Origin of the sequence: Limnohabitans sp. B9-3 (assembly GCF_002778325.1) — a bacterium.
In the GTDB taxonomy this organism is placed as follows: Bacteria; Pseudomonadota; Gammaproteobacteria; order Burkholderiales; family Burkholderiaceae_C; genus Limnohabitans; species Limnohabitans kasalickyi.
Genome location: NZ_NESI01000010.1, coordinates 110,480 through 129,876, shown reverse-complemented (window position 1 = coordinate 129,876; position 19,397 = coordinate 110,480). Strand labels below are relative to the sequence as shown.

Sequence of the window (19,397 nt, the reverse complement as noted above, 5' to 3'; positions counted from 1 at the left end):
AAATGTCTTTAAAGCGCTTTGCGCAAAGTGGTTGGCGCAATGCGTAGCGCCTCACGGTACTTGGCCACGGTGCGGCGGGCGCACTCAATGCCTTGTTCTTTCAGCATCTCAGACAGTTGGTTGTCTGACAGGGGCTTCTTGGTGTTTTCGTTGGCTACGAATTGTTTGATCAACGCACGCACCGCCGTGCTGGAGGCGTTGTTGCCGCTGTCGGTTTCCAACCCCGAGCCAAAGAAATACTTCAGCTCAAAGGTGCCGTAGGGCGTGCTCATGTACTTGTTGGTGGTCACACGGCTGATGGTGGACTCGTGCAGCCCCAACTCCTCGGCAATCTCGCGCAGCACCATGGGGCGCATGGCGAGTTCGCCGTGGATGAAGAAGTTTTTCTGGCGCTCGGCAATCGCATTGCTCACGCGCAAGATGGTGTCAAAGCGCTGCTGAATGTTTTTGATGAACCAACGCGCTTCTTGCAAACGCTGCTGCAAGCCGGCGTGGTTGTCCCCCTTGCCGCCTTTCAAGGCGCTGGCGTAAATGTCGTGCACACGCAAACGCGGCATCACATCGGGGTTCAGGGCCACGCGGAATTTGGGGGCGATGGTGGACTTGCCCACGCGGGTCACCAACACGTCGGGCACCACCACATGGCGCTCCACATCGGCAAAGCGACGGCCGGGCTTGGGCTCCAAACGGGCGATCAAGGCGATGGCCAACTTCACGGTGGCCTCGCTGTCGTTCACGGCCACGGCCAAGCGTTTGAAATCGCGTTTGGCCAACATCTCCAGCGGCTGCTTGCACATGGCCAACGCCACGTCGCGCACGTTGGTGGCTTCTTCGCTGACCACGTCCATGGCCTTGAGTTGCAAGGTCAAGCACTCAGCCAAATGGCGCGCGCCCACACCGACGGGCTCTAGGCTTTGCAGCAACGACAGCGCCACTTGGAAGCGATGTTCGAGTTCTTCGATTTGCTCTTCGTCGTCGCCGCCCAAGCCTTCGGCCAAGCTGCGCAAACTGTCTTCGAGGTAGCCGTCGTCGTTGAGGTTTTCGATCAAGTAGCGCAGGGCGGCGCGATCGGTCTCGCTTAGGCGCAGAGCCAAAGCTTGGCGGTGCAAAAAGGACGTCAGCGATTCTTGGCTGCGCGCCAGCTCGGTGGCGTCGGCCACATCGCTGTCGGCGGTGTTGTTGTTTTTGCTGGCGGGTGCGTCGCCGCCCCACTCGGAGTCGTCGGCGGAAAACTCCACGCTGCCGTCACCATCCCAGCTTTCGGCAATCCCGTCCACGCTGGGCTCGGTGTCGCTGGCTGTGTTGTCGACGGTGATTTCGGACATGCCGCCGTCGAGCGAAGGCACCTCGCGTACAGACTCGACCTCTTCGTCGCGCGTGGGTGCGTCGGCCTTGTCGAGGCCAAACTCTTCACGCGGCGCCTCTTCAAACTCTTTGTCGAGAAAGGGGTTGTCGTCGAGCATTTGCTCGATCTCTTGGCTCAACTCCAGGGTGGACAGTTGAAGCAGTCGGATGGACTGCTGCAACTGAGGCGTGAGCGCCAGATGCTGGGAAACGCGGAGTGATAAGCCTTGTTTCATGCCATCACATTCGGAAGTGTTCGCCGAGATACACGCGTCGCACGTCGGCGTTTTCGACGATCTCGGTCGGTGTGCCTTGCGCCAGCACGCGGCCATCGCTGATGATGCAAGCGTTGTCGCAAATGCCCAAGGTCTCGCGCACGTTGTGGTCGGTGATGAGCACGCCCATGCCACGCGCTTTCAAAAACCCAATGATGCGTTGAATCTCGATCACGGCAATCGGGTCAATGCCCGCAAACGGCTCATCCAACAAAATGAAACGTGGGTTGGTGGCCAAGGCACGCGCAATCTCGACGCGTCGCCGCTCACCGCCCGACAAGGCCATCGATGGCGATGCACGCAAGTGCTCCACGCGCAGCTCTTGCAACAACGACGTCAACCGCTTTTCAATCTCGTCGTGGCTCAGCGATTGACCGTGGTCGTCACGCTGCAACTCCAACACGGCGCGCACGTTGTCTTCCACATTCAGCTTGCGAAAAATCGACGCTTCTTGCGGCAAGTAGCTAAGCCCCAAACGCGAGCGGCGGTGAATCGGCAAATGCGTGACGGGCTGGCCGTCAATGGTGATGGTGCCGCCATCGGCGCGCACCAAGCCCACAATCATGTAGAACGAGGTGGTTTTACCGGCACCGTTGGGGCCTAACAAACCCACCACTTCGCCCTTGTTCACCGCAATCGACACGTCGTGCACCACCTTACGGCTGCCATACGACTTTTGCAAGTGAAGCGCTTCCAGACGGCTCACAGCAGCAGGCGTTGGTGTGGCGGGAGACAGGGGAACGATCACTTTTTATCGGCGTCCAAAGTTTTGTTGCGCGGTGCCAAAATCACACGCACACGGCCGCCAGAGGATTTGCCACCCTCTTCCGTGCGCTGACCATCGATGGCAAACACATCGGTCAAGTTGTCATAGGTGATGAGCTTGCCGGTCATCTGGTCAGCCAGCGCAGCGCCTCGGTAGCGACGCACCTCGGCTTGGTCGATCAACTTGATGCGGTCAATCCGGCCGTCGTACTCGATGCGCAGGCCTTCACCTTCCATGAACTCATCCACACCCTCACGTTTTTGACGAAAAAAAGCGCGTTGATTGGGCTCGGGCAGGATGATGCCAAATTGATAGCCATCTGGGTCTTGGCGGATTTCAATGCGTGAACCACGCAGAATCATGGTGCCTTTGGTCAACACGGCACGCCCTGTGAACACGCTGATTTGCTTGAGCTCATCGTGCACCAAGTTGTCAGCCTCGATGTTCATGGGCTTGTCGCGGTCAGCTTTTTCGGCCCACACCGCGGCTGGGGCCAATGCCACCAGCAAGACCATCAACAAAGAAAGGGGAGAGTTCAAGGCACGAATATTGCTGTATTTAACTGAGGATGATTCTAACCATGCCCCAGATCACACCATGGGTCTCTTTCAGGCCAACGGGGTGGCCATTGGGGTCAGTGTAGGGGTCAGCGTCCGCGACGCACTTCGCTCAGCAAGAAGTCGGTCACTTGAACGGCGCGATCCATGCTGCCAGCCAGCGAGCCATCGGTATAAAAGCGCCCCGCAATACCCAATGCAGGCACACCTTGCACCTTGAATGCCTCTTGCAGCTGGGTAGCGCGGCGCGCCTTGGTCGCCACGCCAAAGCTGTTGAAGGTTTCGCTGAATTTTTGCTCGGTCATGCCGTTTTTGCCCGCCCAAGCGGCCAACGCGGCGCCCGTGTTGAGCGTCTGGCGCTCGGTGTGAATGGCGTGAAACAGCTTGCCATGCATCGTATCGATCAAACCTAAAGACTCAAACACGTAGTAGGCGCGCTGCTGGGCTTCAAAGTCATCGCGGAAACGCACCGGCACGCGTTTGACCACCACGTCTTTGGGCAAGGCCTTGATCCAAGACGCAAAGCGCGGTTCGAACGCGTTGCAGTGCGGGCAGCTGTACCAAAAGAACTCGATCACCTCAATCTTGCCGGCGTCCACTTCGGTGGGCACACGTTTGTCCAAGGTGACGTACTCAATGCCTTCTTCCGGCTTTTTACCGGCAGCGGGGCCTTGGGCTTGCGCCCATAACGGCAAACCGGCCATGGAGATGGCGGTTAAAGAAAAATCACGACGTTTCATAAGTCACCCTCAAAGGAAAATTTAACGTTGCACCCGCACCATGGCGGAGTCGAGGTGCGCGGCTTCGAGCTTGGCACGCACGCGTTCTGCATCGGCCTTGTCCAAAGGCCCCACGCGAACACGGTACACGGTGCGGCCGCCTTGGTCACGTTCGCTGACCTTGGCATCCAGCCCCAGCAAACCCATTTTGGCCCTTTGTGCATCGGCCTCTTCAGGGGTGCGATAAGCGCCGGCTTGCACAAAGTAAATAAAAGGGTCCGCTGCCACAGGCATGGGAGCAGGGCCCGGCTTGGGCTCGACGGCTTGCAGGTCGGCTTTGGCTTTGGCCAAATCGCCCAAAGGATCAGCACTTTTGGGATTCACTTTGACGGCAGCATCAGGCTTGGACTCTGCAGGCTTCACGTCAGGCTTGGCCTCCGGCTTGGCATCGGATTTGGGGGCTTCTGGCACAACGTCAGCCTTGTCAGCAGGCTTGGCGGGATTCTTGCCGTAAAGCGGGGCGTTGGGGTCCCAATCTTTGTTTTTCTTCTCTTCGGCAGCATCTTGGTCCGCCGAGCGGGTCATGCCCTTGTTCATGAAAGGAATGGGCACCTTGGTCACGTAGACAGCCACGCCCAAGGCCACGGTCATGCCCACGACCAAGCCCATGATGAAACCCACCAAGGTTCCGCCGCGTTGTTGATTCACGATTGACATAGGTCTCCGAAGACAGAGTTACATGCTGGCGGGGGCAGACACGCCCAACACCGCCAAACCATTGTGCAGCACCTGTGCAGTCGCTGCCACCAGTGCCAAGCGCGCTTTCTTCACCGCTTTGTCATCGACCAAGATGCGCTCGGCATCGTAGTAGCTGTGGTAACTGGCCGCGAGGTCGCGCAAGTAGAAGGTCACATCGTGCGGCGCAAAGTCGGCCGATGCGGCGCTCAGCATGGCGGGGTACTTGGCCAGTTGCAACATGAGGGCTTGGGCTTGCGGGCTTTCCAGCGCTGACAAATCCACCCCTTGCAAAGAGGCGACATCGCCGCCGTCTTTGTCGGCCCAGGCGCGCAGCACTGAGCAAATGCGGGCGTGTGCGTATTGCACGTAGTACACGGGGTTGTCGTTGTTCTTTTGCACAGCCAAGTCCACATCGAAGGTGTACTCGGTATCAGGCTTGCGGCTCAGCAAGAAGAAGCGCACCGCGTCTTTGCTGGTCCACTCGATCAAGTCGCGCAAGGTCACGTAGCTGCCGGCTCGCTTAGAAATTTTCACCTCTTCACCGCCGCGCATCACGCGCACCATGGTGTGCAACACGTAATCGGGGTAGCCCTCGGGGATGCCCACATTGGCGGCTTGCAAGCCAGCGCGCACGCGGGCGATGGTGCCGTGGTGGTCTGTGCCTTGGATGTTCACCACCTTGGTGAAACCACGCTCCCACTTGGTGATGTGGTACGCCACGTCGGGCACAAAGTAGGTGTACGTGCCGTCTGTCTTTTTCATCACACGGTCTTTGTCGTCGCCGTAGTCGGTGGACTTGAGCCACAACGCACCGTCTTGTTCGTAGGTTTTGCCAGCTGATTGCAAGCGGCCCACCGCATCGGCTACTTTGCCGCTGGTGTAGAGGCTGCTCTCGAGGTAATAGTTGTCGAACTTGACGTCAAAGGCTTTCAAGTCGAGGTCTTGCTCGTGGCGCAAATAGGCCACAGCGAACTCGCGCATGCCGTCCACATCGTTCACATCGCCGCTGGCGGTGAATTCGCGGTCGTCGGACTTGACGGTTTTGCCCGCCAAGAAATCGGTGGCGATGTCTTGGATGTAGTCGCCGTTGTAAAACGCTTTGCTCTCTGGGTTCTCAGGGTCCACGGCCCAGCTGGCGTCGCCAGGCTTGATGCCTTGGGCGCGGAAGTGCGTGCTCTTGGCCAAAGTGTTGATTTGCACACCCGCGTCGTTGTAATAAAACTCGCGATAGACGTTGAAGCCTTGCGTGGCAAACAAATTACAAATCGCGTCGCCCAGCGCGGCTTGGCGACCGTGGCCTACGTGCAACGGGCCGGTAGGGTTGGCAGACACAAACTCGACCAACACGCGTTGGCCGTTGTCGGCTTGGAATCCAAAACAATCTTTGGCGGCCAACACCTCACGCACGATTTGTTGCTTGGCAGCGGGCTTCAAGCGGATGTTGATGAAGCCGGGACCGGCGATCTCGATGTCTTGCACCCACTGTTGGTAAACGGGCGCCGCCAACAGCGCGTCGCGCAGTTGTTCGCCGAGCTGACGTGGGTTGAGCTTGAGGGGTTTGGCCAGCTGCATGGCCGCGGTGATGGCGTAGTCGCCATGCGCGGGGACCTTAGGAGATTCAAAAGCGGCTTTGTTGCCGGAACCGGGCAACAAACCGTCGAGGGCTTGGCTCAGGGCGGCCAGCAATTCTTGTTTAACTTGGAGCATGGCTAGATTTTACGGGGCGGCCCTCACTTTCAAGGGGCACGCCTTATTTTTTGGCATGATCTACCCCACTATGCGCGACGCCCACACCCTCACACCCATCGACCGTTTCCAATACACCCCCACCCTGTCGTGCGTCATGCCCGCCTACAACGAGGGCAAGAACCTGGGCACCTTGGTGCCACAGGTGCTGCAAGCCTTGCAGGCGCTGGGTTCGCAGGTGGAAATCGTGCTCATCAACGACGGTAGTCGTGACGACACGGCACAGGTCATCCAAGCCTTGTGCGAAGCGCACCGCGAGGTGGTGGGCATCAACCTGTCACGTAACTTTGGCAAAGAAGCTGCGCTGACCGCCGGCATTGACGCTGCGCGCGGCGAGGTGGTGGTGCTGATGGACTCTGATGGCCAGCACCCCATTTCTCTGGTGGCAGAGATGGTCAAACGCTGGCGTGAAGGATCGGACGTGGTGTACGCCATTCGCCGCACGCGCGACGACCAATCGGCCTTGCACGCAGGGCTGACGGGCATGTTTTACAAGCTCATCAACATGGGCAACCGCGTGAAGATTCCTGCTCACGCGGGCGACTTTCGCTTGATGGACCGCCGCGTGGTGGATGCGCTGAAACAATTGCCCGAGCGCAACCGGTTCATGAAAGGCCTTTACGCCTGGGTCGGCTTTGCCAGCACGGCCATTGACTACGAACCGCTGCCCCGCGCCGCGGGCGAAAGCAGTTTTGGCTTGCGTGGGTCGTTTGCCTTGGCCTTGACGGGCGTGTTGGCGTTCTCCATTGCGCCGCTGCGCGCTTTGACGGTTTCAGGCTTGCTGCTGGCCATGGTTGCCTTGAGCTACGGTGCTTATGTGGTGGCCGAATATTTTTTGTGGGGCATCAGTGTCCCTGGCTATGCCACGCTGGTGGTGGGCATGATGTTTTTCAGTGGCATTCAGTTGTTGTCTATCGGCGTGCTGGCCGAGTACGTGGGACGTATTTACGAAGAGGTCAAGCAGCGGCCCATGTATTTGGTGAGCCACCACTGGGGTTCTGGCTTGGCCTTGGCGCCCGTCAAAGCGCCAGCGCCTTCGATGGCTCAGTTTGACAACGAACACCCGATCTAAGCCCATGAACAGTGGTTTTTGGTTTTTGGTGGTGGGCAGCGCCGCAGCGGCCACCCACATGGGGGTGTTTGAGCTGACCAAAGCCCATCTACTGCCCGAGTTGGCCAATGCCGCAGGCTTTTGCGTGGCGTTTGTGGTGAGCTTTGCAGGCCATCGGCGCTTGAGTTTTCAAGACGCAGACACCAGCTTTTGGCAAAGCCTGCGTCGCTTTGCGGCGACCGCGCTGGCGGGCTTTGTCGCCAACGAACTCATGTTTGTGGCGCTGCTGCGCGGCTTGGCTTTGCCAGATTGGCTGGCTTTATTTTTTGCCTTGATCTTTGCATCCGCGCAGACCTTTTTGCTCAGCCGCTTCTGGGCTTTTCGCAGACGCGCTTGACGCAGACGAAGTTGAGGCCGACGCACCTGAGGCCACTGCATTGGATTGGTACAGATTCCAAGCGCGACCCGCAAACACCAACTCAAATCCTGCGTGGTTCTGCGCAGTCAGCGTACCTGACGTGTTGGGTGCTACGACCCAAGCGCGCGGAGTTTGCTTCAAGCTCTCCAAGCGCGTCAACGGCACCAAACTGCGCCCGGCTTGCGCATCAAAATCGGCGCCTTCAAACAGCTCACGGCGCCAGTTGTCGCCTGAGGTCTGGCGCAAGGTGTCCCAGTCTTGGATGACTTCCAGCGGGCGAGTGACTTGCGCGTAGAACGGCAAATCGTAGGGGTACTCGTCCACCGCGGCCACCACGTCTGAAGGACGCGCTTGGCACGCGAGCACAGCGGCCACATCCATGCTGCTGTGCTTTTGGGTGAAGCGCTCAGCAGCCACATGCCCGCCTACCGCTAGCGCCACATTGAGACCCACAACGATGGCAAACACACGCTCACCCCAAGCGCGCGGCGTCACATGACGCTGCCACCACAGCGCCGCGAGCAGCGCCAGCGGGGGCACGACGGGCAAGGCGTAGCCAATGAGTTTGGAGTTGGGGATGGAGAAAAATCCCAAAATGGCGATCAGCCAAATCCAGCACAGTGCGGTCCAACGCGGGTCCGCACCCACACCCACATCGGCGCCCACGTTCAGCGCGGTCAGCCTGTGGCGCAAACTGCGCCAAGCGCTGGCCAACACCAAAAACACCCACGGAAACATCAACACCGTCACGGCTAGGCCATAAAACCACCAAGGTCTGGCGTTGTTGAAGGTGGTGGCGGTGTATCGGCCAAACTGATGCTTGCCAAACATATAGGCCAGCATGTCTGGATGCTCACGCGCCGCCAACACAAACCACGGCAAGGCCACGGCCGCAAACAACAGCACGCCACTGAACCAAGGCAGGGCCCACACTTTGCGCCATTGCCACGTCCACGTCACCCAGAGGCACAGCACAAAACCGGGGAGCAACAAACCGATCAAGCCTTTGCTCAAGACGGCCAACGCGCAGGCGATGAAACCCGCGCGTGCCCAACCCGCGTGCACGCCATCCGCATGCATCAGGGCCCGGGCAAAACACCAAATGCCCACGCCCATCCACGTGGCGACCATCATGTCGTGGTTCACGTATTGGCCGCCCATCAAAAACGCCAAGCTGCTGCCCAGCATCCAAGCCGCGCGGTTGGCCACTGCCAAGCCTGCGATGTGGCGCGCACAGGCCCACAGCAAAGCCCACATCAAGAAAACATGCAACGCTACGACCAGGCGTGACGCCCAAGGCGTGACGCCCAAAACCGCCATGGCGCTGGCTTCTAACCAATGCAGCAAGGGGGGTTTATGAAAGAAAGGAATACCGTCCAAGCGTGGGGTCAGCCAGTCGCCACTCATCAACATCCATCGACCTACCTCCGCATAACGCCCCTCATCGGGCAAGGCCAAAGGGCGCAAGGCGGCCAAGACCAGCAACAGCAACGGCAACACACACAGCGCCCAAGTGCGGCTGCGTTCGGAGAAAGAAGAGGAGGAGGTCATGTCAAAACGCAGGTGAATCGCAGCATCGGTACACGGTCAAACCGAAGCCATGGGCAAGCCACTGCCTCGGACCAAGCGAACGCCCGCATCGCGCAAATCTTGGACAAAATCGTCGCTGGCCAAATACGCAAACTCACGGGCGCGGGCAGGTCCAATGTCATCATCGGCTTGGATCGACGCACCTGGGTGGCACATGATGGCGGCGGGTTTGGCCGAGGCTGGGGGCAAGTCCGCCAGCCAACCTTGCATGCGTTTCGCGTAGTCGGCCACGCTGCCGTCAAATGCGTAGGCGCCCGACAACGGGCTGACCGTGGGCCAGTGGTGATCGTCCGCCAAAGCCTGCAAAGTTTTAGAGCCCATGGTGGAGATCACACGCGCCTTAAACCCAGCTTGTGCCACATTGGAAATACGCAGCCAAGGTCGCGACGCAGCGTTGCCATAACGGCGCAACAGCACCTCGAACAGCGCATCACGCAAACCTGCAAACTGATGCACATGCTGGTGGCCATCGATGTGGTCTGGCGCGGCGTGCCAGTGCTGCTCAAAGGCATCGAGTTGGCGCTCTATCTCATCGCGCAGCGCTTGGCGATCGAAGCGACGCAACGCAGCACGGCGCATCACCGTGCTCAAAGCGCCACCAAAACCGGCGCTTTGGGCAAAGCTGCTGGTCCAGTCCAAATGCAAACCCACATCCAAACGGCCTCGCAAGTCGCTCAGCGCCGGCGCGTCTTCCGCCCAACGGGGCGAGCACGTCATCACGCTGGTGGCACTCAAACGGCCCAACACCACCAAAGCCAGGATGCCTTGTGAGGTGGGCGCGTTGACCGCATAGTCATCTGCGCAAAGCACCACGTCACGCACAGATGAAACGCTCACTGGACAGCCCTCCAATAGGCGGCTTGGCCATAGTGGTCTTTGAGAAAGTCAATCCACAAACGCAAGCGCAGCGGCAAATGCTTGCGCTGCGAAAAAATGGCATAGATGCCGTTGGGCGGTGCGGAAAAATCGTTCAACACCGTCACCAACTGACCGCTGCTGACCTCGGCCTCCACCTCCCAAGTGCTGCGCCATGCAATGCCGTATCCCGCCATGCACCAGTCGTGCAGTACTTGGCCATCGGAGCAATCCATCGGACCACTAGGGCGCAGATGAATCACCTCATGGCCTGCGACATCGCCGTCTTTGGCAGCGATGGGCGCACGAAAGGCCCAGCCGCGGGTTTGCGACGCATCGCTGGACAGGGTGAGGCAGCGAAAGCGCATCAAATCATGCGGCGTTTGAGGCGTGCCGTAGCGTTTCAAAAACTCAGGAGTGGCCACGCACAGACGACGGTTGTCGGCCATGCGCACGCTGACCAGCGAGGAGTCGGGCAAATCGCCCACGCGCACCGCGCAGTCAAAACCTTCGGCGGCCAAGTCGACCACACGGTCACTGAGGTTGAGCGACACCGTCACGTCGGGGTGCATGCTGTGAAACTTGGGCACCAGCGGCGCCACATGGCGACGTCCAAAGCCAGCAGGCGCGGTGATGCGCAAATGGCCGCTGGCTTTCAAGCCGCCTGCACTGACACTGGCTTCGGCGTTGGCCACCTCGGCCAACAAACGTTGGCAATCCTCTAAAAAGGCGGTGCCTTCATGCGTGAGCGTGATGCGCCGCGTGGTGCGCACCAAGAGCTTGACGCCCAAGTGCGCTTCCAAACTGTCCAAACGTCGGCCCATGATGGCAGGTGCCACGCCCTCGGCAACGGCGGCCGCAGTCAAGCTACCCTTTTGGGCCACCGACACGAAGGACTCGAAGACTTTGAGTTTGTCCATGCCGTCGATTATCCACGGGGGGCCCCGCGAAGCCCACGCCTAAAATCGTCCCAATGAACGCCGCCAACCTAGCCACCCACACACCTTGGACTCACAACACCAAGGCACGACTCGCCCACATGGGTCCTGCTTGGTTTGTGCCGGTCATGGGTTGGTGCGGTTTGGCACAAGCTTGGCTGCGTGCCACCGATGTGCTGGGTGGCACGGCGCTGAGCTTGAGCTGGGTGGCTGGTGCTTTCGCGTTGCTGCTATTGAGTGCACTTTGCCTCGCGTGCATCGTCCGGCTGAAAGTCCACGCTCCCGCCGTACAAGCCGACTTGAGGCACCCCGTACGTCATGCCTTCATGGCCACCCTGCCCATTTCGCTGCTGTTGCTGTCCACCTTAGGGACGGCGCTGTTTTGGAATACAGCTCCTTGGCTGGACCACCTGCTGCGCATCACCTGGCTGACCGGTTCGCTGTTGGAACTAGCCGCCACGGTCTGGGTGCTGGGACGCTGGCTTCGCCCCAAAGAAGAAGGCGGCTTGCAATGGACCACATTCACCCCCGTGTTGTTCATCCCTGTCGTCGGCAACGTGTTGGCGCCCTTGGGTGGCGTGACGATGGGGTTTGCGCCTTGGGCCACCGCCCAAATGGGCATCGGTCTGCTGCTGTGGCCAGTGCTGCAGACCTTGCTCATCGTGCGCTTGGTGCAAGCCGGACCCCTGCCTGCACGCATGAGCCCCGCGCTCTTCATCACCGTCGTGCCCCCCTCCATCATTGGCCTCGACATGCTGCAATTGAACACCCCCATGCCTGTTGTTTGGGCCCTGTGGGGCGTAGGCCTGTTCTTTTTGATGTGGGCGCTGACCCAACTCGATGCCATCCGCGCACAGCCCTTCGGCATGGGACATTGGGGCATGAGCTTTCCGCTGGCTGCATTCACCGCACTGACGTTGCAACTGAGCAGCACGCCTGAGGGCGCTTGGCTGCAACTGCCAGCGACGGGCATGTTGGCCATCACCTCGTTGGTGATTTTGGGCTTGACCCTCGGCACTTGGCGCGGTTTGCGCGCAGGCACGCTGCTGGTGGCCGAAGGCTGATTAGGCCTCTAGAAGTCACGACATCTGAAAAATTTAGCCACGCAATAAGAGCGTGGCTTTGGCCTAAGATTCGTCCTGAATTTTTGTCTTTGAGATCTGTATTTTTAAAACTACCGGAGAGCGTTGACCCATGACCCCAAGCACCACCCCCCGCACGGCCATTCACAGCCTGCAAGTTGCCACCCAGTTGCAAGACTTCATCAACACCCAAGTGTTGCCTGACACTGGCGTGAGCCAAGCGCAGTTCTGGAGCGGCTTTGATGCCATCGTGCAAGACTTGGCCCCCAAGAACATCGCCTTGTTGGCCGAGCGTGATCGCATCCAACTCGAGATGGATGCTTGGCACAAAGCGAACCCTGGTCCCATCAAAAAGATGAAGGCCTACCGCGCCTTCCTCGAAAAAATTGGCTACCTCGTGCCCCAACCCGACAAGGTCAAGGCCACCACCAAAAACGTGGATGCCGAATTGGCCTTGCAAGCTGGCCCCCAACTGGTGGTGCCCGTGTTGAACGCCCGCTACGCCTTGAACGCCGCCAACGCACGTTGGGGCTCTTTGTATGACGCCCTGTACGGCACCGACGCCTTGCCCGAAACCAACGGCGCAGAAAAAGGCAAAGGCTACAACCCCGTGCGCGGCGCCAAAGTGATTGAATACGCACGCTTTGTGTTGGACCGCACAGCCCCTCTGAAGAGCGGCTCGCACATCGACTCGACCGGCTACACCGTGGTCGGTGGCGAGTTGGTCGTGTCCCTGAAAAACGGCAAGACCACCAAGCTGGCCAAAGCCGCGCAATTCATCGGCTTCCAAGGTGATGCGGCTGCACCGTCGTCGGTGCTGTTGCAACACAACGGCCTGCATTTGGACATCCAAATCAACCGCAACACCGCCATCGGTGCGTCTGACGCAGCGGGCGTGAGCGACTTGATCGTGGAAGCCGCCTTGTCCACCATCTTGGACTTGGAAGACTCCGTGGCCGTGGTGGACGCCGAAGACAAAGTGCTGGCCTATGGCAACTGGTTGGGCATCGTCAAAGGCACTTTGACCGAGGCTGTCGAGAAAAATGGCAAGACCTTCACGCGTGGCCTCAACGCTGACCGCGTCTACACCGGCAAAGACGGCCAGCCCGTCAAGCTGCATGGCCGCTCGTTGCTGTTCTTGCGCAACGTGGGTCACTTGATGACCAACCCCGCCATTTTGTACACCGGCAAAGACGGCGCCACACACGAGATCCCCGAGGGCATCATGGATGCGGTGATCACCACCGCCATTGCCCTGCACGACTTGCAAGGCCACGGCAAAGACGGCATTCGCAACTCGCGCACCGGCTCGGTCTACATCGTCAAACCCAAAATGCACGGCCCAGCCGAAGTGGCGTTTGCCGCTGAGTTGTTTGGTCGCGTCGAGAAGGTCTTAGGTCTCGCTGACAGCACCGTCAAGCTGGGCATCATGGACGAAGAGCGCCGCACCAGCGTGAACTTGAAGGCCTGTATCGCCGCTGCGGCCAGCCGCGTGGCCTTTATCAACACCGGCTTCCTCGACCGCACTGGCGACGAAATGCACACAGGCATGTACGCCGGCCCCATGATGCGCAAGGGCGACATGAAGTCCAGCGCTTGGATTCAGGCCTACGAAAAGAACAACGTGCTGGTTGGCTTGTCATGCGGCCTGCGCGGCAAAGCGCAAATCGGCAAAGGCATGTGGGCCATGCCCGACTTGATGGCTGAGATGCTGAAGCAAAAAATTGGTCACCCCAAAGCGGGTGCCAACACCGCTTGGGTGCCCAGCCCCACCGCCGCCGTGTTGCATGCCATGCATTACCACCAAGTCAAAGTGGTGGATGTGCAAAAAGAGTTGGAAAAAGTCGACTACAGCAAAGTGCGCGACGGCATCTTGGACGACTTGCTGCAAGTGCCCGTGGTGGCCAAGCCCAAGTGGAAAGACGCCGACAAGCAACAAGAGTTGGACAACAACGTGCAAGGCATCTTGGGCTACGTGGTGCGCTGGATTGACCAAGGCGTGGGTTGCTCGAAAGTGCCGGACATCCACAACGTGGGCCTGATGGAAGACCGCGCCACGCTGCGTATTTCTAGCCAACACATTGCCAACTGGTTGCTCCACGGCGTGGTGACACCCGCCGAAGTGAAAGCCACGTACAAGCGCATGGCGTCGGTGGTGGACAAACAAAATGCTGGTGACCCGCTGTACCAAAAAATGGCCGGCCGCTTCAGCAAGAGCGCTGCCTACCAAGCCGCCCTCGACTTGGTGTTCAAAGGCAAAGAGCAGCCTAGCGGCTACACCGAGCCTTTGTTGCACGCCTGGCGCTTGAAGGTCAAGGCTGGCGCGGCGTAATCTGCCTTCAGTTTGACCTGGCGCAAACGGCTCCTTCGGGAGCCGTTTTTCATGGAGGCTCGGCACTATGATTCAGCGTACTTTTCAATTCTTTCGAGAAACACCATGTCCACCCCGTTTGGCCAAACTTTGATTCGCATCGCCTTGCGCTCCTTAATGGGCTTGGTGCTCTTCGTGGCATTGGCAGCCGGCGGCTACTTGCTGTTTGCCTACAACTTCACTTACTCCCAGGGCGAGAGCGTGGGCTATGTGCAAAAGCTGTCCTACAAGGGCTGGGTCTGCAAGACGTGGGAGGGCGAGCAAATGCGCGCCTTGGCCAATATGCCCACCATCCCCGAGAAGTTCGCCTTCACCGTGCGTGATACCGCCATTGCCGATCAAATCAACGCCCACATTGGCCAAAAAGTGGTGCTGGAATATGCGCAACACAGAGGCCTGCCCGAGTGTTTTGGCGAGACCCAGTACTTCATTTCATCGGTTCGCTTGGCTCCGACCGAGTAAGCGGCAGCACCAGTTGCTGCAAATGGCGCACGTCTTTGGTCACTTGCGTCCACCATTTGAAAAATGACTCTTGGGGTTTTTCAATCGGCTTGAACAAGCGCGGTGCCGGTCGCTGAATTAAGTTGACGCTCGCAAGCGCTGGCAAGCGCAAATGCGCCACCGTGTGCACCTGTGCAGCGGTTGACAAGGCCAAAGCCACTTGTTGTTGTGTGCCGTACCAACGCTGTGGCGCGAGATTCGACATGCGCAAACCTACAAACTGCCAACGTGCGAGGCTCCAAGGCTGCGCCCACGGGAGGTCAGACCACGCCACCGCCACGCACACCACGTCGTCAGGCAAATCAGGGGGTATGTCTGCCAAATGCCAAGGATGCACCAACCACACCGTTTTATTCAACACAGCGCGATGGACGGGTGCGGTAAATCCGAAATGTTCAGGAGGTTGCAAAGAGACAGGGGGCTCTTGGCAAGGCGCGCTGTCGCGGCGCTCGTGCGACAACGTGGCACGGCTGCGCGCCAGCAAATCAAGGACCTCGTAGCTCTCATCCAACACCGTCCCTGGGCTGTGCCAAGACGGCGGTGTAAATTTTTCTATGCTTTCTGCATTGCACAAATACGGCTTGTTGCTGCTGGTGCCCGCGATCCACTGCCAGCTCATGTAGTTGCTGGCCAAGTCACCATCGAGCAAATGGCTGTAAAGCCAATCGGCCGCCACACGCCAATGGACTTTGCGCAAATGCACCAAATAACTCGCCAGCCACATGCGGGCGTGGTTGTGCAGATAACCGGTGGCGTAGAGTGTGCGCACTGCTTGGTCAATCACCGGCACATGCGAGCAAGCGGTGCGCACATCGTCGGGCACGACCAAGCTGTAGGCGTCATCCGGCAGCACGCCTTCATGCAAAGACTGACCGATGCCGTCGCCAAGGTGGCCATGCACATGTTGGTAGTACTCGCGCCAACCCAATTGAAACAACAACTTGTGTTGCACGCCTAAACGGTGCTTTTTGTACATGGCAAAGGCCACATCTTTTACGCTCAAAAATCCATGGGTCAAATAGGGAGACAAATCCGTCACCGCGCCCTCCAACGCATTGCGCGTCTGGGCGTAATCTCTGGGGTTGACTTGGGCTAAGCGCTGCCGCGCGGCTTCGAGCGTAGGAGGAAATACGTGCATATTGTTTTTGTCAATTGTGCCCTGCCAGCGTAGCTACACTTGGTCGCATGCACGCACCTGGCTCTCTTGCCGATCTCCAAAGCCGCTACGGGACGCGCCATCGCTGGTTGATGTTGGCCACGGTCATGATTGGCTCCATGGCGGCCATCATGTCCTCCACCATCATGAACGTGGGCATTCCCGACATGAGCTTGCACTTTGGCATTGGCCAAGAACAGGCGCAATGGGTGAGCTCCAGCTTCATGGTGGCCATGACGGTCTCCATGCTCACCACCCCTTGGTTACTGGCCCGTTTTGGTTACCGCAACACGTATTACGGCTGCATGTGGCTGTTGATGACAGCGGGCATAGGCGGTGGGCTGGTCAACGACTACAACTGGGTGCTGGTGGCTCGGGTGAGCGAGGGGCTCGCCGCTGGCGTGGTGCAACCCATTCCCGCCATCATCATCTTGCGGGCGTTTGACAATGCCGAACAAGGCCGTGCCAACAGCTTCTTTGGCATGGGCGTGGTGCTGGCACCTGCCATCGGCCCCAGCATTGGCGGCATTTTGGTGGATTGGATGAGCTGGCGCTCCTTGTTTTTCATGGTGATCCCGTTTTGCTTGGCCTCCCTCTGGATGGCCAAACGCTACGTCCCCATCACCGCCCCCGGTGGCGTGACGGCCAATCACGGCAAACCCACGCTTGATGTCGGCGGACTGACCCTCGCCACCTTAGGCACGTTGTGTTTGCTCAATGGCTTGGTCTTGCTGCACAGCGGTCACTGGACCAACTCGGCGTGGTTGATCGCGGGGGCCTTGGTGTGTATCGTGAGTTTTGTGTTCTGGCAGCGTGTGCAGGCTCAGCGTGGTGGCTTGCCCTTGATGAATTTGAGCCTGTTCAAGCATCGGCCATTTGCCATGGGTACGCTGGTCGCCTTCATCTACGGCATCGCCATGTTTGGGTCGACCTATTTGATTCCGGTGTATTTGCAACTGGGGCTGGGACTCTCCCCCAGCCATGTGGGCACCTTGATGCTGCCGTCTGGCTTGTTACTGGCCTTGACCATTGCCGTGGTGGGACGCTATGCCAGTACGCACCCCACGCATTTGTTTGTGAGCTTTGGTCTAACACTGCTGGCGCTGTCGTTCGCGCTGATGCTGCTGGTCAATTTACAAACGGCGCTGTGGGTGTTGGTGGCCTTGGCCATTTTGGGGCGCATTGGGCTGGGCTTCATCTTGCCTTCACTTAACCTGGGCGCCATGCGGTCACTGCAACCCCACCTGATTCCTCAGGGCGCCAGTGCCATTAATTTTTTACGCATGCTGGGCGGTGCGGCTGGGGTCAGCTTGTGCGGTATTTTGTTGGAGTGGCGCCTGGCTGTGCATGGTGACACCTTGGTCAACAGCACCACCTCGGCCGCTAGGCTGGCCGCATTTGACGATGTGTTTTTGATGCTGGCCGGCGTGTGTGCCTTCGCGCTGGTGGCCGCTTGGCAGATTCGTGAGCCGCGCGCACCACGACAAGACACCGTCGCACCTTAATCCGCAGCGCAACGCCAACAAGTCTCGCCCTCTTTTTCTTCACAAAGTTCCCTCACCATGTGCCAACTGTTAGGCCTCAACTGCAACAACCCCACAGATGCCACCTTCAGCTTCAGTGGCTTTGCCCAGCGCGCGGGCGTCACCGATCACCACGGTGACGGCTGGGGCATTGCGTTTTTTGAAGGCTCCGAGCAAGACCGCGGCTTGCGCCATTTCATTGACCATTTGCCCGCCAGCAAGTCGCCCGTGGCAGAGCTGATTCGCCAATACCCGATCAAAAGTCGCAACGTCATTGCGCACATCCGCAAAGCCACACAAGGCGTCGTGGCGCTGGAAAACTGCCACCCCTTTGTGCGCGAACTTTGGGGCCGCTATTGGGTGTTTGCCCACAACGGCAACCTAGAAAATTACCAACCTAACTTGCACGGCAACTTCAAACCGGTAGGGCATACCGACAGCGAGGAGGCGTTTTGTTGGCTGATGCAAGAGCTGGCCAAATCACACGCCAGCGTGCCGTCTGTCGCCGAGCTCACGTTGACCTTGCGCGAGTTGGTGCCACAAGTGGCTAAGCACGGCACGTTCAACTTTTTACTCTCCAACGGGCAGGCGCTGTGGGCCCATGCGTCGACCCACCTCTGGTACATCGAGCGTCAATACCCATTTGCCACGGCCACCTTGAGCGATCAGGACATGCGCATCAACTTCGCTGAACATGCCAAGCCCGATGACCGTGTGGCTGTGGTGGTCACCGCGCCACTGACCACCGATGAGGTGTGGACCGAATTTAAGCCCGGAGAGCTAAAGGTCTTTGTCGAAGGCCGCGAGGCCTAAAAGCGTCAAGCCGCAGCGGCTTCCAAAGCGTCGATGAACATCGCAGCCACGTCAAAGCCGGTTTGGTCAAAAATTTCTTGGAAACACGTAGGGCTGGTGACGTTCACCTCGGTCAAACAGTCGCCAATCACATCGAGGCCGACCAGCAGCAAACCGCGCTCGGCCAACACGGGGCCCAAAGCTTCTGCAATCTCGCGGTCGCGCGCCGAGATGGCTTGCGCCACACCCTTGCCGCCTGCCGCTAAGTTGCCGCGCACTTCACCGCCTTGCGGAATACGCGCCAAGCAGAAGGGCACCACTTGACCACCAATGACGAGCACGCGCTTGTCACCCTGCTCAATGGCAGGAATGAATTTTTGCACCATCACCGTTTGCGCACCCTCTCGATTGAGGGTTTCGATGATGGCACCGAGGTTCAAGCCATCGTCTTTCACGCGAAAGATGCCCATGCCGCCCATGCCATCGAGCGGCTTCAAGATGATGTCGCGATGCAGCGCATGAAAGTCGCGCACGGCCTGCGCACTGCGGGTGACCAAGGTGGGGCTGATGAAGCGCTCAAACTCCAAAATCGCCAGTTTTTCAGGGTGATCCCGCAAAGCGCGTGGTTTGTTGAACACCTTGGCACCTTCGCGCTCGGCTTGCTCTAACAAGTGGGTGGCGTAAAAGTATTCGCTGTCAAACGGCGGGTCTTTGCGCATGACGATGGCATCTGCGGTGTGCAACGCCACATGTTCGTCCACGCCTTGCACCTCAAACCAATCGGTCGCGTCGCCCGTCAAACGGACGCGTTGCACGCGCGCCGTTACCTTTTGGCCGCTTTGCCACACGATGTCTTGTGGCTCACACGCCAGCACCTGATGACCGCGCTTTTGGGCTTCGCGCATCATCGCGAAAGTGGTGTCTTTGTAAATTTTGAAAGTCGACAGCGGGTCGGCAACGAACAGAATGTGCATG

18 protein-coding genes are annotated in these 19,397 nt (G+C 59.0%); 7 read left to right on the top strand and 11 right to left on the bottom strand.

All coding sequences use genetic code 11. The features are described 5' to 3' along the window. Positions 1–8: 8 nt before the first annotated feature. The 6 genes from B9Z42_RS14735 to argS form a co-directional block, all read right to left on the bottom strand. On the bottom strand, positions 9–1,580 hold the full coding sequence (locus B9Z42_RS14735) for an RNA polymerase factor sigma-54 (RefSeq protein ID WP_100134165.1): 1,572 nt from the start codon (positions 1,578–1,580) through the stop codon (positions 9–11). A gap of 4 nt (positions 1,581–1,584) precedes the next feature. Then, positions 1,585–2,367, bottom strand: coding sequence for an LPS export ABC transporter ATP-binding protein (gene lptB / locus B9Z42_RS14730; protein ID WP_100134164.1), 783 nt, complete (start codon positions 2,365–2,367; stop codon positions 1,585–1,587). Further along, positions 2,364–2,924 (bottom strand): lipopolysaccharide transport periplasmic protein LptA, encoded by a 561-nt coding sequence (lptA, locus tag B9Z42_RS14725; RefSeq protein ID WP_369806882.1) that lies wholly within the window; start codon positions 2,922–2,924, stop codon positions 2,364–2,366. Before lptA ends, lptB begins: the two co-directional genes overlap by 4 nt. 107 nt (positions 2,925–3,031) lie before the next feature. Then, complete coding sequence (locus B9Z42_RS14720; RefSeq protein WP_100134163.1) at positions 3,032–3,682, bottom strand: thiol:disulfide interchange protein DsbA/DsbL; 651 nt, start codon at positions 3,680–3,682, stop codon at positions 3,032–3,034. A gap of 21 nt (positions 3,683–3,703) precedes the next feature. Continuing rightward, a complete protein-coding gene (locus B9Z42_RS14715; RefSeq protein ID WP_100134194.1) occupies positions 3,704–4,372 on the bottom strand; it encodes an SPOR domain-containing protein in 669 nt (222 codons plus the stop codon). A 24-nt stretch (positions 4,373–4,396) separates the two neighbouring features. After that, positions 4,397–6,106, bottom strand: coding sequence for an arginine--tRNA ligase (gene argS, locus B9Z42_RS14710; protein WP_100134162.1), 1,710 nt, complete (start codon positions 6,104–6,106; stop codon positions 4,397–4,399). Positions 6,107–6,161: 55 nt separating this feature from the next. Here argS and B9Z42_RS14705 point away from each other — a divergent pair, with 55 nt between their 5' ends. Both B9Z42_RS14705 and B9Z42_RS14700 read left to right on the top strand, forming a co-directional pair. After that, entirely contained in the window at positions 6,162–7,217 is a 1,056-nt protein-coding gene (locus B9Z42_RS14705; RefSeq protein ID WP_233203664.1) for a glycosyltransferase family 2 protein, read from the top strand. Between the two features lie 4 nt (positions 7,218–7,221). Beyond that, positions 7,222–7,593, top strand: a complete 372-nt coding sequence (locus B9Z42_RS14700) for a GtrA family protein (RefSeq protein WP_100134160.1) — start codon at positions 7,222–7,224, stop codon at positions 7,591–7,593. On the opposite strand, the gene B9Z42_RS14695 is transcribed toward B9Z42_RS14700, so the two are convergent. Genes B9Z42_RS14695 through B9Z42_RS14685 form a run of 3 tightly spaced genes read right to left on the bottom strand, consistent with a single transcriptional unit; the run spans position 7,516 to position 10,979 of the window. Then, positions 7,516–9,165, bottom strand: coding sequence for a glycosyltransferase family 39 protein (locus tag B9Z42_RS14695; protein WP_100134159.1), 1,650 nt, complete (start codon positions 9,163–9,165; stop codon positions 7,516–7,518). The two genes, B9Z42_RS14700 and B9Z42_RS14695, sit on opposite strands and share 78 nt — an antisense overlap. A 36-nt stretch (positions 9,166–9,201) precedes the next feature. Further along, positions 9,202–10,041: a ChbG/HpnK family deacetylase gene (locus tag B9Z42_RS14690; RefSeq protein WP_233203663.1), complete on the bottom strand. Its 840-nt coding sequence runs from the start codon at positions 10,039–10,041 to the stop codon at positions 9,202–9,204. Beyond that, on the bottom strand, positions 10,038–10,979 hold the full coding sequence (locus tag B9Z42_RS14685) for a LysR family transcriptional regulator (RefSeq protein ID WP_100134158.1): 942 nt from the start codon (positions 10,977–10,979) through the stop codon (positions 10,038–10,040). The genes B9Z42_RS14690 and B9Z42_RS14685 overlap by 4 nt, the downstream gene beginning before the upstream one ends. Positions 10,980–11,032: 53 nt before the next feature. On the opposite strand from B9Z42_RS14685, the gene B9Z42_RS14680 reads away from it, so the two are divergent. From B9Z42_RS14680 to B9Z42_RS14670, 3 genes are all read left to right on the top strand, one after another. Next, positions 11,033–12,061, top strand: a complete 1,029-nt coding sequence (locus tag B9Z42_RS14680; protein WP_233203662.1) for a C4-dicarboxylate ABC transporter — start codon at positions 11,033–11,035, stop codon at positions 12,059–12,061. 130 nt (positions 12,062–12,191) lie between these two features. After that, entirely contained in the window at positions 12,192–14,411 is a 2,220-nt protein-coding gene (locus B9Z42_RS14675; RefSeq protein WP_100134156.1) for a malate synthase G, read from the top strand. A gap of 105 nt (positions 14,412–14,516) precedes the next feature. After that, positions 14,517–14,912 (top strand): hypothetical protein, encoded by a 396-nt coding sequence (locus B9Z42_RS14670; RefSeq protein WP_199172095.1) that lies wholly within the window; start codon positions 14,517–14,519, stop codon positions 14,910–14,912. On the opposite strand, the gene B9Z42_RS14665 is transcribed toward B9Z42_RS14670, so the two are convergent. Next, positions 14,878–16,089, bottom strand: a complete 1,212-nt coding sequence (locus B9Z42_RS14665) for an FAD-binding domain-containing protein (protein ID WP_100134155.1) — start codon at positions 16,087–16,089, stop codon at positions 14,878–14,880. The two genes, B9Z42_RS14670 and B9Z42_RS14665, sit on opposite strands and share 35 nt — an antisense overlap. A 47-nt stretch (positions 16,090–16,136) precedes the next feature. Between B9Z42_RS14665 and B9Z42_RS14660 the strand changes: the two genes are divergently transcribed. Beyond that, positions 16,137–17,612 carry an MFS transporter gene (locus B9Z42_RS14660; protein WP_100134154.1) on the top strand — a complete coding sequence of 492 codons (1,476 nt, stop codon included), beginning with the start codon at positions 16,137–16,139 and terminating at the stop codon, positions 17,610–17,612. Between the two features lie 57 nt (positions 17,613–17,669). Continuing rightward, positions 17,670–18,443 (top strand): class II glutamine amidotransferase, encoded by a 774-nt coding sequence (locus tag B9Z42_RS14655; RefSeq protein WP_100134153.1) that lies wholly within the window; start codon positions 17,670–17,672, stop codon positions 18,441–18,443. A 5-nt stretch (positions 18,444–18,448) separates the two neighbouring features. On the opposite strand, the gene gshB is transcribed toward B9Z42_RS14655, so the two are convergent. Continuing rightward, positions 18,449–19,396 carry a glutathione synthase gene (gshB, locus tag B9Z42_RS14650; RefSeq protein WP_100134152.1) on the bottom strand — a complete coding sequence of 316 codons (948 nt, stop codon included), beginning with the start codon at positions 19,394–19,396 and terminating at the stop codon, positions 18,449–18,451. Position 19,397 lies beyond the last annotated feature (1 nt).